Raw genomic sequence first — 16380 nt, forward strand, 5'->3', positions numbered from 1 at the left:
CGGCAGCCGCTTGAATGCGGTCGCCGTGGGTCGCGTTGGTGAACGGAATCATCTGGAGCGGTACTGACATGACGCGACTCTCCGTACTCGATCAAACGCCCGTGATTGCCGGGCACTCGGTGGCGGATGCGATTGCCGCCACGGTCGAACTCGCGCAACTCGCCGATGACCTCGGCTACACGCGTTACTGGTGCGCCGAACATCACGGCTTGCGCGGCGTGTCGAACCCCTGCCCCGAGGTGATGCTGGCGCGCCTCGGCAGCGTGACCCGACACATCCGGCTCGGTTCCGGCGGCGTGATGCTGCCGTACTACAGCCCGTTCAAGGTCGCCGAGCAATTCATGATGCTCGAAGCGCTGTTCCCCAATCGCATCGATCTGGGCGTGGGACGCGCGCCGGGCGGCGACATGCACACGGCGCAAGCGGTCGCGGCCGGAGCCTATAATCGCGGCGATATTTTTCCGCAGCAGGTGGCCGATCTCCTTGGGCTGATGCACGGCACCTTGCCCACCGATCACATTGCGAGCGGCGTGCTGCTGCAGCCGCAAATCGATACACGTCCGCAGGTCTGGATGCTCGGGTCGAGCGAATTCGGTGGCTTGCTGGCGGCGCAGCTCGGCATTCCCTTCGCGTTTGCGCACTTCATCAACCCGCATTTCGGGCATCAGGTCGCGCAGGCGTATCGTGAGCGCTTCAAGGCCGGCCAGGACATTCAACAAGCGTATCTGGCGGCCGCCGTCTTCGTAATTTGCGCCGACACCGAACAGCAAGCAGCCGATCTGGAAAAAGCCGTCGATCTACGCCGCGTGCAAATGGCCTACGGCCTGAACGAACCGATCCCGACGATCGAACAGGGCCTCGCGCAGGAATACGGCGAGCGCGAGCGTCTGGTGATCGATCGCGAAAAACCGCGCAGCATCATCGGCACGCCGGAAACGGTCACTGAGCGCTTGCACTCCTTGCAGGAACAGTTCGACGCCGATGAACTCATCGTGCTCACCGTAGCGGGCAGCTACCGCGCCCGTCAGCGCTCCTATGAACTTCTCGCCGAAGCGTTCCAGCTCGAACGCCCAATCTCCACTTCTTAACCTTCGAACCTGCATGAAACTCGACCTGAAGATTCTCGACGCGCGCATGCGCGATCAGCTCCCGGCCTACGCCACCACCGGCAGCGCGGGCCTCGACCTGCGCGCGTGCCTCGACGAACCGTTGACGCTGAAGCCCGGCGAAACCGCTTTGGTGCCGACAGGTCTGGCGATTCACGTCGGCGATTCGGGCTATGCCGCGTTGATTCTGCCGCGCTCGGGCCTGGGACATAAGCATGGAATCGTGCTGGGCAATCTGGTAGGGCTGATCGATTCGGATTACCAGGGTCAACTGATGATTTCGACGTGGAACCGTGGCGAGACCACGTTCGTGCTGAATCCGATGGAACGTCTTGCGCAACTGGTAATCGTGCCGGTCGTGCAAGCGGAGTTCAATATCGTCGGCGATTTTGAAACCAGCGACCGCGGCGCCGGCGGCTTTGGCAGTACAGGCAAGCATTAAGTCCGTCACGTTTGCTTAAAACCGTGCTGAATAAGCTTAAATCAGCACGGTTCCCTCCCCCTTCACATATCCCTCGCGCCTTTCGCGAGCGGCAGATTAAATTCGGACTTGTCCCATTTGGACATGACCACCCCCCACCTATAAATCAATCAACATCACTAACGATTCACTCGGCCTAAAAAATTAATCGACATTCGGCCGCCTTACTGCTCGCCTTTCCCACTCTTATCCACGCAAACGCAGGAGGCTAAAGACCGAAAGCACATTCTTATATCAGACTTGTTATTTAGGCATACGTATTAGTTTTAACGTATTGCTGATAATCAACCGTCCGGACAGAACTCTTTTTTAGCCCATGCGGGTGCTCGATGTTCGCCGGTCTACGCTGAATGGAGCTTGTATGAAGATCGAATATGATGCAATCGTTGGTTCAGGCGCTAACGAATGGTATGGCACGATCATCGTTTCCAACCTGCGCTATGAAGACGGTAGCGCGGTCGCCGTCAACCAGTTCCTCGAGTTCAACTTTCGCTCGCCGGCCAATCTGGACGCCACGGCTATCCAGCCGTCGTTTGGCACATGGGTCATCGGCGCCATCACCGCGGACGCCACGCAGATCGGCGACGGCACCTTCGATGTCACGGCCATGATCCGCTACACGACCAGCTATACGATGCAGCCGGCCGACCAGATTACGATCGGCGTGAACGGTGATCTCTTGACCAACTCGCAAACCTGGCTCGATTCATTCGTGTTCGCCGCCGACCAGGCGCCGGCCATCACCGGGACGGTGTCTGCGACTTGTGCGCCCGCGCCGGATCCGGCGCTCGCCGGCATTGCGCCCGTGCTCACCCTCACGCGAGGGAGCGCAGACGTTACGATGCCGCTTGGCTATGGGGCCACTGACAGCATCACCGTCGACCAGGGGACCTACGCGGTGACGGGCGACAGTGTCAGCACAAGCGATCAGACGGTCATAGCGCCGCTGGTGATCGACCGCAACACGATCGACGTCGTGGCTGGCGCGACGGCCACGCTCGGGGTGACATTCGCTCCCGTCGAATACTATTGCGCGCTTGATATTTCGATTGGGTCGCTGTCAGGGTTATCGACCGAAACACTCAACGTCACATTGACTGACGGCACGACGGGCGAAACGCTGGCCGCATTCGCCACGACGACCAACCACGTAACTTCCCTGCGCAAGCTGCCGCCATCGGGCACGGCACGAGTGTCGATTCAGAACATCGCACTCGACAATGTCGACTATTCGTTCGACGTCCCGCTTGTCACGCTGACGAACGCACTGCAGACCGTAGCCATCGACAATTCCATGGTGAATACGGAAAACGCCGACACCTCGGGATACGTCAGGGTCGCGATCAATGTCACCGCCGACGACCCGCTCGACCGGCAGCTCCCGTTGCGTCTGATCGGCGGCAGCATGAACTATCTGCAGAACGTTACGGCAACGTCGCAACAGACCGCTTTCTCGGCCCTGGTTCAACCGGGCGACTACACCGTAGTGGCCAACGATTTCCTCTCCGCCAGCGTAGTCTACGCAGTCGAGACGCCGTCGCATCTGAGCGTGCCAGGTAGCGGCAGCGCTGAACTCGACGTGACGATCGAGGCATCGGCAAATCTCGGTGTGCGCGGCTTTCCCGCCTACCTGTGCTTCGGCGGCTGCGCCAACCTGACGCCGTCCAATCAGGCGGACTTCGCTGCGGCACGTGCGACCTCGGTCTTCGACTACGCCGGCACCGACGGCGCCGGCGATTCGTCCGTCTATCTGACCGACGACCCACAGACCCGAGCGACCATCACGCTCGCGCGCACCGTCGAAAGCCAACTGGGCAACATTCAGCCCGTCTTGCCCGTCATGGTGTCGTACACCTGCAATCTGTCGCTCGGCGACACGCCCACCATCCTCGCCAACGCCGACGCTCACGCGCACAGTTTTTCCAACTACATTCTGGCGCTCAACATCGCGATGGAGGCCGTCGACAGCGAACACCCGGTCCCCGCGGGCTTTATTGTGAACCCTGACTTTCTGGGCGCTTGCCAGCAAGCCAACTACGGGGCGACCTATCCGATGCCCGTACGTGGGCCGCTACAGCAAGCACTCGACCGCTGGTCGATCACGGCCGCCATTCCTGCCGACGTCAGCGAGACCATTGCGGGCTACGTGCTCGCAGTGAACTGGCTGACGCGCACGGTTGCGCCCAGCGTGACGTTCGGCTGGCAGATCAATCTCTGGGGGGTCGGCTTCTCGGAATGGATCTACGCGGACGACACCGATCCGGCTGAGATGGCGCAACAGACTGCGGACTATGTGACGAGCCTCGGCGTCTACAACGCGCCCTACGCGCCCGACTTCCTGGCGATCGACCGCTACGAAGCCGACGACTTCACGCAACGCGCCTACGTGAACGGCTACTGCTACGGCCCTCGCGAATGGGATCGCTACTTCGATTTCTGCAAGGCCGTCAGCCGCGCGCTCAAATTGCCGGTGATGCCATGGCAGATACCCGCGAGCCGCATTCCGAACACGACCGACCCGGTCGCGACGAATTTCGACTCTCAACACTGGGGCACGGGCGGGAGTTGTCTGCTCGGCGATCCTGCAATCGGCTCCGACTACCACAACGTGCATCCCGTCATTCTCGCGTTGCAGTTCCCGGAAGCGTTCCAGCAAAGCATGGGTGCTACGGCCGAGGACATGTTCATCCGCTCCGAACCATTCGACGTTTCGAACCCTCTGTACGCCGACTTCCCGTTGCGAGGCATCTTCACCGTGCTGCTCGGCGGTGGCGCGACGACCGGCATCGTTTCCGCGATCGGTAATCCCGAGCCTTGGGCAAGACAGAAACTCAACGCCTACATGAACAAGCCAATCACGTTCGATCAATAACGTCGGCTCGAAAAAAAACGGCGTGGACCAGGTCCACGCCGTTTTTTGTCAGTACTACCGCGTATGCCTACTCGATTTCCACTGCTTCCGGATTCGGATTGCGCGGCGCCGGATGTTCGTCGAAGGTCAATTGCACCTTGTCTTCGGCATCCACGTCGACCGACACGCGGCCGCCGTTCATCAGCTTGCCGAACAGCAGTTCGTCGGCCAGTGCACGACGGATCGTGTCCTGGATCAGACGCTGCATCGGCCGAGCGCCCATCAACGGATCGAAACCGTGCTTGGCGAGATGCTTGCGCAGCGCGTCGGTGAAGAGCGCATCGACCTTCTTCTCGTGCAGCTGATCTTCCAGCTGCATGAGGAACTTGTCGACCACGCGCATGATGATTTCTTCATCGAGCGAGCGGAAGCTGATCGTTGCGTCCAGACGGTTACGGAACTCAGGCGTGAACATGCGCTTGATGTCGACCATTTCGTCGCCGGTTTCCCGACGATTCGTGAAGCCGATCACCGACTTGCCCATTGCCTCGGCGCCCGCATTCGTCGTCATGATGATGATGACGTTGCGGAAATCCGCCTTGCGGCCGTTGTTGTCCGTCAGCGTGCCGTGGTCCATGACCTGCAGCAGCACGTTGTAGATGTCCGGATGCGCTTTCTCGATTTCGTCGAGCAGCAGCACGCAATGCGGCTTCTTCGTGACAGCTTCGGTCAGCAGACCGCCCTGGTCGAAACCGACATAGCCCGGCGGCGCGCCGATCAACCGGCTGACCGCATGACGTTCCATGTACTCCGACATGTCGAAGCGGATCAGTTCGATACCCAGCGTGAACGCCAGCTGCTTCGCCACTTCGGTCTTCCCGACACCGGTCGGGCCGGAGAACAGGAACGCGCCGATCGGCTTGTCCAGCTTGCCGAGACCCGCACGCGCCATCTTGATCGCGGCCGACAGCGCATCGATGGCCGGGTCTTGCCCGAACACCACGCTCTTCAAATCGCGATCCAGCGTTTGCAACTTGCTGCGATCGTCTTGCGACACGCTTTGCGGCGGGACGCGAGCGATCTTCGAGATGATTTCCTCGATCTCGTTCTTGCCGATGGTCTTCTTCTGCTTCGACTTCGGCAGGATGCGTTGCGCCGCGCCCGCTTCGTCGATCACGTCGATCGCCTTGTCCGGCAAATGACGATCCGTGATGAAGCGTGCCGACAACTCAGCCGCCGCAGACAGCGCGCCCGACGAATACTTCACGCCGTGATGCTCTTCGAAACGCGACTTCAGGCCACGCAGGATCGCCACCGTCTGTTCGACGGTCGGCTCGGTCACGTCGACCTTCTGGAAACGGCGCGACAACGCCGCGTCTTTTTCGAAGATGCCGCGATATTCCGTGAACGTGGTCGCGCCAATGCACTTCAGCGTGCCCGACGACAACGCCGGCTTGAGCAGGTTCGACGCGTCCAGCGTGCCGCCCGACGCAGCGCCTGCGCCAATCAGGGTATGAATTTCGTCGATGAACAGTATCGCGTGCGGACGTTCCTTCAATTCCTTGAGGACCGTCTTCAGACGCTGTTCGAAGTCGCCGCGATACTTGGTGCCGGCGAGCAGCGCGCCCATGTCGAGCGAATACACCTGGGCATCCGCGAGAATGTCCGGCACTTCGCCGCGCGTAATGCGCCAGGCGAGACCTTCGGCGATCGCCGTCTTGCCCACGCCCGCCTCACCGACTAGCAGCGGATTGTTCTTGCGACGGCGGCACAGCACCTGGACCACGCGCTCGACTTCCGACTCGCGTCCGATCAGCGGATCGATGCGGCCGTCTTTCGCCATCTGGTTCAGGTTCTGCGTGAACTGCGCGAGCGGGGTTTCCTTCTGCGCGGCGGCTTCGTCGGACTCGGCATTCGCGTCGCTCGCTTTCGCGGCGTCCGTGCTGCTCGTCTTGGCGATGCCGTGCGAGATGAAATTCACCACGTCCAGACGCGTCACACCCTGCTGTTGCAGGTAGTACACCGCATGCGAATCCTTCTCGCCGAAGATCGCCACCAGCACGTTCGCGCCAGTCACTTCCTTCTTGCCATTCGAGGTGGACTGCACATGCATGATCGCGCGCTGGATCACACGCTGGAATCCCAGCGTGGGCTGCGTGTCGACGTCGTCCGTGCCAGGCACGGTCGGCGTGTTGTCATGAATGAAGTTGCGCAGGTTCTGGCGCAGATCCTCGATATTGGCCGCGCATGCACGCAACACCTCCGCGGCCGTTGGGTTGTCCAACAGTGCCAGCAAAAGATGTTCGACCGTTATGAACTCGTGCCGCGCCTGGCGTGCTTCCATGAACGCCATGTGCAGGCTGACTTCCAGTTCCTGGGCAATCATGCTTCCTCCATCACACACTGCAGCGGATGCCCGGCCTGCCGTGCGTGGGTAACGACTTGCTCGACTTTGGTCGACGCGATGTCCCGCGTATAGACCCCACAAACTCCCCTGCCCTCGCGATGCACCTTCAACATTACCTGTGTTGCGGTTTCACGATCTTTATTGAAATATTCCTGCACGACCATCACGACAAATTCCATTGGCGTGAAGTCGTCATTCAGCAGCACCACCTTGTACATGGATGGCGGCTTGAGCTTTTTCTCCTGCCGCTCCAGTACGGTGCCGTCCTGCTTGTCCGGGATAATCGCCATACACCCATTCTAAACAACTAGGACAGGCCCGCAATCCTGTCAAAACCCGGCAACCGGCCGGTGAGCCCGTTCGCTACCGCCTGATGGGTGATTACCCGCCATGGGTGCGTTAAATCGACGAGCCGATTGCGGAGCCGGCCCCTATCCTGTGATGCCTTGCGGTCGTGTTGCACCGCAGTCGGATCGAGTATCGCACAACCTGCCTTAACTGGCTGACGGCTCGCCTGGACTCAACTTGAGCGGAGCGCGCCGCAGAACAGCATGTGAGTCGATTATGCGACTTTTCAAGACGGCCCGCTTGCGCAACCGCACATAACGAAAGCGGGAAAAACCCTGGAAATGGCCTGTTTGCAACGTCACAACTGCATCTCAAAATTTTCTTGACACCCGAATAAAGAGCCTCAACAATCAAGCTGGCACTTTTTTCACTGCGCCATAATTTCGAAAAAATGCCGATGGTGAGCTTGTGAGGAGGGAGCGGCTGCATCGCGCGGTCGTCGAGCTTTTCGAGGGCTCGTGGTAGTGACATGAGTTACAGGGGAAGTTGGAATGGCAACTGGTACGGTCAAATGGTTCAATGACGCAAAAGGTTTCGGATTTATCACGCCTGACGAAGGTGGTGAGGATCTGTTTGCACACTTCTCGGCCATCCAGATGAATGGGTTCAAGACCCTCAAGGAAGGCCAAAAGGTGACCTTCGAGGTCGTGCAAGGCCCGAAAGGCAAACAGGCATCGAACATCCAGGCACCTGCCTGATACTGCTCGATACCCGTCCTTTGAAACCCGGCTTCGTGCCGGGTTTCTTTTTTTGGACGTCAGTATCTAGTCGTGCTGATTGAACGCACGTCCCACATATCGGGTAGGGCTGCGGTTTAATGCCGGCTTCCGGTTTTGCGATGATGGCCGTGCGTCGTTTTCGCCCCAGGCGTCGGCAGGCAGCGCCGGCGCCACGCCTATGCGGCGGTATGGCGCATCGTCGCGCGCTGCAGTTCCAGACCTATGGATCCACATGAGATGCGTAAATCGATCCTCGGCGAGAAACTCCGCGACCATGGTGTTGCGGGCGCGTGTGATGAGACTGTCGAAACTGTTGAAGTTCACGCGCACGCCGAAGCCGTATTGCTGCGCCAGATCGTGCAGATCCAGCAGCCCGCGCGCCTAGCCGGTGGTGACGACCGCGCCATAGCTCGGCGTGGCGACATAGAGGTTCGCGACGACGGGTGTGAGGTTCGTATTCATCGTTATTGTGTTTGCATGCAGTGACGCGGCCGAGGCTCGGACCAGGTCGCACGAGCCTCGCGCCGGGCGAGCGGGCGCTCGCTGCGGCGTAACTTAACCGACGCCGCAAGGCAGGCATCTCAATAACGGTTTGCAATGCCTATGACGCTCGTGACGGCCGCGCCGGCGAAGCTATCGCGCGTTTTTTGCGTTATCGCGATGCATTCGAACTCGCGACATTCCGCGCGCCCAAAACAAACAACCCCGGCCGCTTCTCAGCGCCGGGGTTGCGGATACGGCCTGCATCAGTTCAGCGCGAACCGCGCTTCACAAATTCTCGATCAGCACCTGGCCAAAGCCCGAGCACGACACCTGCGTCGCGCCTTCCATCAAGCGCGCGAAGTCGTACGTAACGCGCTTTTGGAGAATCGACTTTTCCATCGACTTGATGATCAGGTCCGCCGCCTCGGTCCAGCCGAGATGGCGCAGCATCATTTCCGCCGAGAGAATTTCCGAACCCGGATTCACGTAGTCCTTGCCGGCGTACTTCGGTGCCGTGCCGTGCGTGGCTTCGAACATCGCGACCGAATCCGACATGTTCGCGCCCGGCGCGATGCCGATACCGCCGACCTGCGCGGCCAGCGCATCCGACACATAGTCGCCATTCAGGTTGAGCGTGGCGATCACGTCGTACTCCGCCGGACGCAGCAGGATCTGCTGCAGGAACGCATCGGCGATCACATCCTTCAGGACGATGTCGCCGCCGGTCTTCGGATTCTTGATCTTCATCCACGGGCCGCCGTCGATCAGTTCCGCGGCGAACTCTTTTTGCGCCAGCGCATAACCGTAGTCGCGGAACGCGCCTTCGGTGAACTTCATGATGTTGCCTTTGTGAACCAGCGTGACCGAGCGGCGTTCGTTGTCGATCGCGTATTGAATCGCTTTGCGCACCAGACGCTCCGTGCCTTCACGCGACACCGGCTTGATGCCGATCCCCGACGTATCCGGGAAGCGGATCTTCTTCACGCCCATCTCTTCGCGCAGGAACTTGATGACCTTCTTCGCCTGTTCCGATTCGGCCGGCCATTCGATACCGGCGTAGATGTCTTCCGAGTTCTCGCGGAAGATCACCATGTTGGTCTTCTCCGGCTCACGCACCGGCGAAGGCACGCCCTTGAAATACTGCACCGGACGCAAACACACGTACAGGTCCAGCTCCTGGCGCAGCGCGACGTTCAGCGAGCGGATGCCGCCGCCGACCGGCGTGGTGAGCGGGCCCTTGATCGACACGACGTATTCCTTGAGCACCTGCAGCGTCTCTTCCGGCAGCCACACGTCCGGGCCATACACCTTGGTCGATTTCTCGCCGGCGTAGATTTCCATCCAGTGGATTTTCTTTTTGCCGGCGTACGCTTTTTCGACCGCGGCGTCCACGACCTTGATCATGACCGGCGTAATGTCGAGGCCGGTGCCGTCGCCTTCGATATACGGAATGATCGGCTGATCGGACACGTTGAGCGAGAAATCGGCGTTGACGGTGATCTTGTCACCACCGGTCGGAACCTTGATGTGCTGATACGGCATGATCGGACTCCAGTGAAGGCTGTGCTGAAAGCTGATGGGGAGACTGCGAAATGGGGCGCTCCTCGCTACGCGCAATGCCGGACAACTGCAAGCGGCCTGGCCGCTATTCTAGCCCACGCGGCCGCCGCTTCGAGGCCGCGACGGCTCGGGGTTTTCCAACATGGACGATGCGAAACGGTGAGACACAAGTCTTATGTCTTATATAAGACTAAAGGTATCTGGTCGCGCATTTTGCTTTATTATCCCGCCATTTGCGGTCGGCCCGGTGCCACTTGGCGCTTTCACAAGCCTCGCTACGTCATTCTTCTTTTTCCTATGCACCTTCTCGCTCTGAACAAACCGTTCGGCACCATCTGTCAGTTCTCGCCGCACGAGACGCGCGCGTCGCTGACCGACTGGGTCAAGGTGCCCGACGTGTATCCCGCGGGCCGGCTCGACTCCGACAGCGAAGGCCTGTTGCTCCTCACCGACGACGGCGCATTGCAAGCGCGCATTGCCGAGCCGCGTCACAAGCTTGTCAAACGTTACTGGGCGCAAGTGGAAGGCGCCGTCGATGCGGCCGCGCTGAAAAAGCTTGCGCGCGGCGTCGATCTCGGCGACTACGTGACGCAGCCCTGCCGCGCGGAATACGTCGAGCCGACCGACGCGCTCTGGACACGCACGCCGCCGATCCGTTTTCGCGCCGCGATACCGACTACATGGATAGAGCTATCGATCACCGAAGGCAAGAATCGCCAGGTGCGTCGCATGACAGCCGCGGTGGGGTTTCCGACGCTGCGATTAGTACGTGTCGGCATCGGCGCGCTCGACATTTTTTCGCTGGAACTGCAACCGGGAGAGAGCGTCGAATTGCCACCGAAGGCGCCGTGGGAAGGCGTCGCCTGATCATCCGCACACGTGTCGACTGACGATCGAATCCACGACACGCCTGCGATTCACGTTACCAACAGATAAGCTAACTCGTTGTATCGGCAAACAAAAGAGCGCGTGAAACCAGTGTGAAAACGCGTGAAACAGTTGCATGCGCGCGTACGCCGCAGTCTCTCATCCGCATCAACGCAAGCGCATATAACTTTTCCACAAAATTCACGTCAACCGGTGCGCGAGCTCAGGCGTTATTCGACGCAGATGCCGCCTAAAGCTATCCGGCATTCAGCCTTAAGGGCCTTTGTGCAAGCCGCTCTTGCGGTAGGTGCGGGCAGTCTGAGCGCTAAAGCAGACGTGTCGAAAAATTTGTCGATGCGGATGTCAACCGAAAGGTGGATGGCACGTTTACCGACATGACTCCATATATAACCGGGTCATTTGGTTAATTAACTAAAGCTGAGGATTCACAAAATGAACAAACTGATCGCCGCTCTGGTCGCTGGTCTCTTCGCAACGGCAGCATTCGCACAAGCTTCGGCACCGGCAGCAGCTTCGGCAGCTCCGGCAGCAGCAGCTTCGTCGGCAAAGAAGACCACGAAGCACGCTCACAAGAAGTCGCACAAGAAGGCAGCAGCAGCTGCTGCAGCTTCGGGCGCTTCGGAGTAAGTTTGTTGTAAAAACGCAGTCAAGAACTAGCTTCACTGCCGTTCTTACGGCGTTGAAAGGCAGATCACCGCAAGGCGATCTGCCTTTTTGTTTTTGACGCGCTCGCGTAACATTCGCGGGTTAATTTCCAGCAAGGAGTCATGCCGTGCGATTTTCCATGCGCTCGTTGATTGCGCGTTTTGCTGTTGCCGTTGCACTGCCGCTCGCCGCGCTTTCCGCATCGATCACATTGGTCGCTACTACCGCCGCGCCTGCGCATGCGCAGCAGATGCCGGCCGGCGCCAAACAGCCTAGCGAATTTCCCCGCGCGAAGCTGACCGCGGGCATGTTCGTGATCGACGCCGCTGTCGCCGCGAACGACCCGGACCGCGAGCAAGGGCTGATGTATCGCACGAGCCTCGCGCCGAATGAAGGCATGCTGTTTGTCTTCGGCGAAAATGCCGTGCATTGCTTCTGGATGAAGAACACGCTGATCCCGCTGTCGATCGCGTTCATGCGCGCCGACGGCACGGTCACCGACATCGACGAGATGCAGGCCGAGACCACCAATAATCACTGCCCGAAGAACAACGGCGTATATGCGCTGGAGATGAGCAAAGGCTGGTTCACGTCGAAGGGCATCAAACCCGGGATGAAGATTCAGGGTTTGCCGGCCGCGCAATAAGTCGCTAGTCGCGCGCAGACACTGCCGCTTCGCCCCACCGCTTTCCAGGAGCCGGCGCCTCGTTTCGAGGCGCCGGTTTTTTTCTTTTCTGCGCCGCGGCATCTGACCACGCGATACAAGCGCGCCTTGTGGCGCAACGAAGCGCGCGGCGCCGGCAGCCGAAGCCTTGCCAGCACGCCTTCGCGTCCGGCTGGCAAGATTCCTGCAAAAGACGGGCCGACGCGCTATCCTAGTAATCTTAGTAAAGCAGCACCCAAAGCTCCCCGGGCAGCACAGACTGCCGCCCGGCAAGCGTTTCAGGCGCGCCATTCCAAGGAGGTTCACGTGCCCCGCAAGACTCCCATCGAGCGCTACCGGAATATCGGCATCAGCGCTCACATCGATGCCGGCAAAACCACCACCACTGAACGCATCCTGTTCTACACCGGCGTGACCCACAAGATCGGCGAGGTTCACGACGGTGCGGCAACGATGGACTGGATGGAACAGGAGCAGGAGCGCGGCATCACCATCACGTCGGCGGCCACCACCGCTTTCTGGAAGGGCATGGCCGGCAACTATCCGGAACACCGGATCAACATCATCGACACCCCCGGACACGTCGACTTCACAATCGAAGTGGAGCGCTCCATGCGCGTGCTCGACGGCGCGTGCATGGTGTACGACTCGGTCGGCGGCGTGCAGCCGCAGTCGGAAACCGTGTGGCGTCAGGCGAACAAATACAAGGTGCCGCGCATTGCGTTCGTCAACAAGATGGACCGCGTCGGCGCGGATTTCTTCCGCGTGCAGCGGCAGATCGGCGATCGCCTGAAGGGCAACGCGGTGCCGATCCAGATTCCGGTCGGCGCGGAAGATCATTTCCAGGGCGTGGTCGATCTGGTCAAGATGAAGGCGATTTACTGGGACGAAGAGAACCAGGGCATCAAGTTCGAATACCGTGATATTCCGCCGGAACTCGCGGCGACCGCGAAGGAATGGCACGACAAAATGGTCGAGGCCGCGGCTGAGGCGAACGAGGAATTGCTCGACAAATACCTCGGTGGCGAGACGCTGACCGAAGAGGAAATCAAGTACGGCATTCGCACGCGCTGCATCGCCAACGAAATCGTGCCGATGCTGTGCGGCAGCGCGTTCAAGAACAAGGGCGTGCAAGCCATGCTCGACGCGGTGATCGACTATCTGCCCTCGCCGGTCGACGTGCCCGCTATTACCGGCCACGACGAATACGACAAGGAAATCGAGCGCCATCCGACCGACACCGATCCGTTCTCGGCGCTCGCCTTCAAGATCATGACCGACCCGTTCGTCGGCCAGTTGATCTTCTTCCGCGTCTATTCGGGCGTGGTGAATTCGGGCGACACGGTCTACAACGCCGTCAAGGAAAAGAAGGAACGTCTTGGCCGGATCTTGCAGATGCACGCGAACGAGCGCAAGGAAATCAAGGAAGTCTACGCGGGCGACATCGCCGCGGCCGTCGGCCTGAAAGAAGCGACCACGGGCGACACGCTGTGCGATCCGAACAACGTGATCATCCTCGAAAGAATGATCTTCCCGGAGCCGGTGATCTCGCAGGCTGTCGAGCCGAAGACCAAGGTCGACCAGGAAAAGATGGGCATCGCGCTGAACCGTCTTGCCCAGGAAGATCCGTCGTTCCGCGTGCAGACGGATGAAGAATCCGGCCAGACGATCATCTCGGGCATGGGCGAGTTGCACCTGGAAATTCTGGTCGATCGCATGAAGCGCGAGTTCGGCGTCGAGGCGACTGTCGGCAAGCCGCAAGTCGCGTATCGCGAGACGGTGCGCAACAAGGTCGAAGACGTCGAAGGCAAGTTCGTCAAGCAGTCGGGCGGTCGCGGTCAATACGGCCACGCGGTGATCACGCTGGAGCCGGCGCCGCAAGGCAAGGGTTACGAATTCGTCGATGCGATCAAGGGCGGCGTGATTCCGCGCGAATACATTCCGGCAGTCGACAAGGGCATCGTCGAAACGCTGAAGGCCGGCGTGCTGGCCGGCTATCCGGTGGTCGACGTGAAGGTGACGCTGACCTTCGGTTCGTACCACGATGTCGACTCGAACGAAAACGCGTTCCGCATGGCCGGCTCGATGGCCTTCAAGGAAGCGATGCGCAAAGCCAAGCCCGTGCTGCTCGAACCGATGATGGCCGTCGAGGTGGAAACGCCGGAAGACTTCATGGGCAACGTGATGGGTGACCTGTCCAGCCGTCGCGGCATGGTGCAAGGCATGGAAGACATCGCCGGCGGCGGCGGCAAGCTGGTGCGCGCCGAAGTACCGCTTGCGGAAATGTTCGGCTACTCCACGTCGCTGCGTTCCGCGACGCAGGGCCGCGCGACCTATACGATGGAGTTCAAGCATTACGCGGAAACGCCGAACAACGTCGCTGAAGCCGTGATCAACGCGAAGCACAAGTAAGCACAACGCCGGAGGCAGCACACGCCAACGGCTCGAAGCCCGTCCCCTGTGGACGGGCTTTTTTTTGTCCGCTGCGCCGCACACAGGGCTTCTTCACACGCGCGTTTTTGAACATGCAAAAATGCCAGACGGCGCCGTGCCGAACGCCGGGACTCTCGCCCTCGAGGAGACACATCATGAGCCAGGATCACGAACACCCGCATTACAAGGACGCGCCGCCGGCTGCGCCGGTCGATTGGCGCGAACACGGCGTGAAGGTCATCAAAGGCGATCAGCTCGATACCAACACCGCGCAGACGCCGGGCATGAATCGGGCGGCCGCGATCAACGCCGCGCGCGTCGGCGCGCAGAAGATCTGGGCCGGCACCGTCACGATCCATCCGAATGCGAAGACCGGCGCGCATCATCATGGCGCGCTCGAAAGCGTGATCTACGTGGTGCGCGGCCAGGCGCGCATGCGCTGGGGCGAGCATCTGGAATTCACCGCGGAAGCCGGCCCCGGCGATTTCATCTTCGTGCCGCCGTATGTGCCGCATCAGGAAATCAACGCGAGCACGGACGACCCGCTCGAATGCGTGCTGGTGCGCAGCGACAACGAAGCGGTGGTGGTCAATCTGAACATCGACGCGGTGGAACAGCCCGAAACGGTGTTCTGGGTCGATCCGATTCACAAGCATCCGCACGATCACTAATTTTTGCCCACGCGACTCATGACGCCGACCGCTTCCCTGCGCCCACGCCTATTCACGCTGTACGCCGTGCTGATCGCCGCCAATCTCGGCGCGTGGGCGTGGGCGCTGATCGCGTTTCGCCACTACCCGCTGCTGCTCGGCACCGCGCTGCTCGCGTATGGCTTTGGCTTGCGTCATGCGGTCGACGCCGATCACATCGCGGCGATCGACGCCGTCACGCGCAAGCTCATGCAAACCGGCAAGCGTCCGCTCGGCGTCGGGCTGTCGTTTTCGCTGGGGCATTCGACGATCGTGATTCTCGCGACGATCGGCATCGCGTGGACCGCGCATTCGCTGCACGGCCGTTTCGAGACGTTCAAAGCCGTCGGCGGCACGATCGGCACGCTTGTCTCCGCGAGCTTTCTGCTGATGCTGGCCGCCGTCAACCTCGTGATTCTGCGCGACATGTGGCGCCGCTATCGGCACGTTCAACGCGGTGGCGAACTACCCGCTCAAACGGCGGATTCGATTGCACCGGCCGGTCTGTTGTCGCGCGCGCTGCGACCGCTCTTCAGGCTCGTGACGAAAAGCTGGCACATGTACCCCGTCGGCGTGCTGTTCGGCCTTGGCTTCGACACCGCGACCGAGATCGGTTTGCTGGCGATTGCCGCGTCCGAGGCCGGCAAAGGTCTGCCGCTCTATTCGATTCTCGTGTTTCCCGCACTCTTCACCGCCGGCATGACACTGGTGGACTCGACCGACAACGTGCTGATGGTCCACGCCTACGGCTGGGCTATGGACGACCCGAAACGCAAGCTCTACTACAACGCGAGCATCACGTTCGTTTCGGCGGTGGTGGCGATCGTGATCGGCGGCGTCGAGGCGCTCGGTCTGCTGTCGGACAAGCTCGGCTTGAACGGCGGCGTCTGGGCAGCGGTGGCCAGCGTGAACGAGCGCTTCGGCGCGTTGGGCTATGGCATCGTCGCGATGTTCATGGCGTGCTGGATCGGCTCGGTGCTGTTCCACCGCTGGCGGCGCCCGGACGCGGTCGCGCGGTAAATCCAACACCCTGCCGCGCGTCGCGGTCGGTAAGGTTTCCATTCGCCGCATTGGCCGTTGCGCTGCCGCAGCGGCGGGCGTCGCAG

General features: G+C 60.5%; 14 protein-coding genes. 11 read left to right on the forward strand and 3 right to left on the reverse strand.

Going from position 1 to position 16380, the window contains the following annotated elements; all coding sequences use genetic code 11:
* Nucleotides 1-68: 68 nt before the first annotated feature.
* The 3 genes from B0G75_RS33815 (at nt 69) to B0G75_RS33825 (ending at nt 4459) form a co-directional block, all read left to right on the forward strand.
* Nucleotides 69-1088, forward strand: a complete 1020-nt coding sequence (locus B0G75_RS33815; RefSeq protein ID WP_106314253.1) for an LLM class flavin-dependent oxidoreductase — start codon at nt 69-71, stop codon at nt 1086-1088.
* Between the two features lie 13 nt (nt 1089-1101).
* Nucleotides 1102-1548, forward strand: a complete 447-nt coding sequence (gene dut / locus B0G75_RS33820) for a dUTP diphosphatase (RefSeq protein ID WP_106314182.1) — start codon at nt 1102-1104, stop codon at nt 1546-1548.
* Nucleotides 1549-1948: 400 nt separating this feature from the next.
* A complete protein-coding gene (locus B0G75_RS33825; RefSeq protein ID WP_106314183.1) occupies nt 1949-4459 on the forward strand; it encodes a hypothetical protein in 2511 nt (836 codons plus the stop codon).
* Nucleotides 4460-4526: 67 nt separating this feature from the next.
* Here the strand turns inward: B0G75_RS33825 and clpA are convergent, their stop codons facing one another.
* Both clpA and clpS read right to left on the reverse strand, forming a co-directional pair.
* Complete coding sequence (gene clpA, locus B0G75_RS33830; RefSeq protein WP_012434129.1) at nt 4527-6824, reverse strand: ATP-dependent Clp protease ATP-binding subunit ClpA; 2298 nt, start codon at nt 6822-6824, stop codon at nt 4527-4529.
* On the reverse strand, nt 6821-7135 hold the full coding sequence (gene clpS, locus B0G75_RS33835; RefSeq protein ID WP_012434130.1) for an ATP-dependent Clp protease adapter ClpS: 315 nt from the start codon (nt 7133-7135) through the stop codon (nt 6821-6823). Before clpS ends, clpA begins: the two co-directional genes overlap by 4 nt.
* A 549-nt stretch (nt 7136-7684) precedes the next feature.
* Between clpS and B0G75_RS33840 the strand changes: the two genes are divergently transcribed.
* Nucleotides 7685-7891: a cold-shock protein gene (locus tag B0G75_RS33840; protein ID WP_007180614.1), complete on the forward strand. Its 207-nt coding sequence runs from the start codon at nt 7685-7687 to the stop codon at nt 7889-7891.
* 258 nt (nt 7892-8149) lie between these two features.
* Complete coding sequence (locus tag B0G75_RS40905) at nt 8150-8398, forward strand: hypothetical protein (RefSeq protein WP_181309410.1); 249 nt, start codon at nt 8150-8152, stop codon at nt 8396-8398.
* 282 nt (nt 8399-8680) lie between these two features.
* Here the strand turns inward: B0G75_RS40905 and icd are convergent, their stop codons facing one another.
* Nucleotides 8681-9937 carry an NADP-dependent isocitrate dehydrogenase gene (icd, locus tag B0G75_RS33850; RefSeq protein ID WP_106314184.1) on the reverse strand — a complete coding sequence of 419 codons (1257 nt, stop codon included), beginning with the start codon at nt 9935-9937 and terminating at the stop codon, nt 8681-8683.
* Between the two features lie 315 nt (nt 9938-10252).
* On the opposite strand from icd, the gene B0G75_RS33855 reads away from it, so the two are divergent.
* From B0G75_RS33855 to B0G75_RS33880, 6 genes are all read left to right on the forward strand, one after another.
* The gene (locus tag B0G75_RS33855; RefSeq protein WP_106314185.1) at nt 10253-10822 is read left to right on the forward strand and encodes a pseudouridine synthase; all 570 of its coding nucleotides are present in this window, start codon (nt 10253-10255) and stop codon (nt 10820-10822) included.
* Nucleotides 10823-11275: 453 nt separating this feature from the next.
* A complete protein-coding gene (locus B0G75_RS33860; RefSeq protein ID WP_011489640.1) occupies nt 11276-11470 on the forward strand; it encodes a hypothetical protein in 195 nt (64 codons plus the stop codon).
* A 145-nt stretch (nt 11471-11615) separates the two neighbouring features.
* Nucleotides 11616-12134, forward strand: a complete 519-nt coding sequence (locus B0G75_RS33865; protein WP_106314186.1) for a DUF192 domain-containing protein — start codon at nt 11616-11618, stop codon at nt 12132-12134.
* Between the two features lie 324 nt (nt 12135-12458).
* Entirely contained in the window at nt 12459-14564 is a 2106-nt protein-coding gene (fusA, locus tag B0G75_RS33870) for an elongation factor G (protein WP_106314187.1), read from the forward strand.
* A 176-nt stretch (nt 14565-14740) separates the two neighbouring features.
* Entirely contained in the window at nt 14741-15256 is a 516-nt protein-coding gene (locus tag B0G75_RS33875; protein ID WP_106314188.1) for a cupin domain-containing protein, read from the forward strand.
* Between the two features lie 18 nt (nt 15257-15274).
* Entirely contained in the window at nt 15275-16294 is a 1020-nt protein-coding gene (locus B0G75_RS33880; RefSeq protein ID WP_106314189.1) for a HoxN/HupN/NixA family nickel/cobalt transporter, read from the forward strand.
* Nucleotides 16295-16380: the final 86 nt, after the last annotated feature.

Source organism: Paraburkholderia sp. BL18I3N2 (genome assembly GCF_003001875.1).
Classification (GTDB): domain Bacteria; phylum Pseudomonadota; class Gammaproteobacteria; order Burkholderiales; family Burkholderiaceae; genus Paraburkholderia; species Paraburkholderia phytofirmans.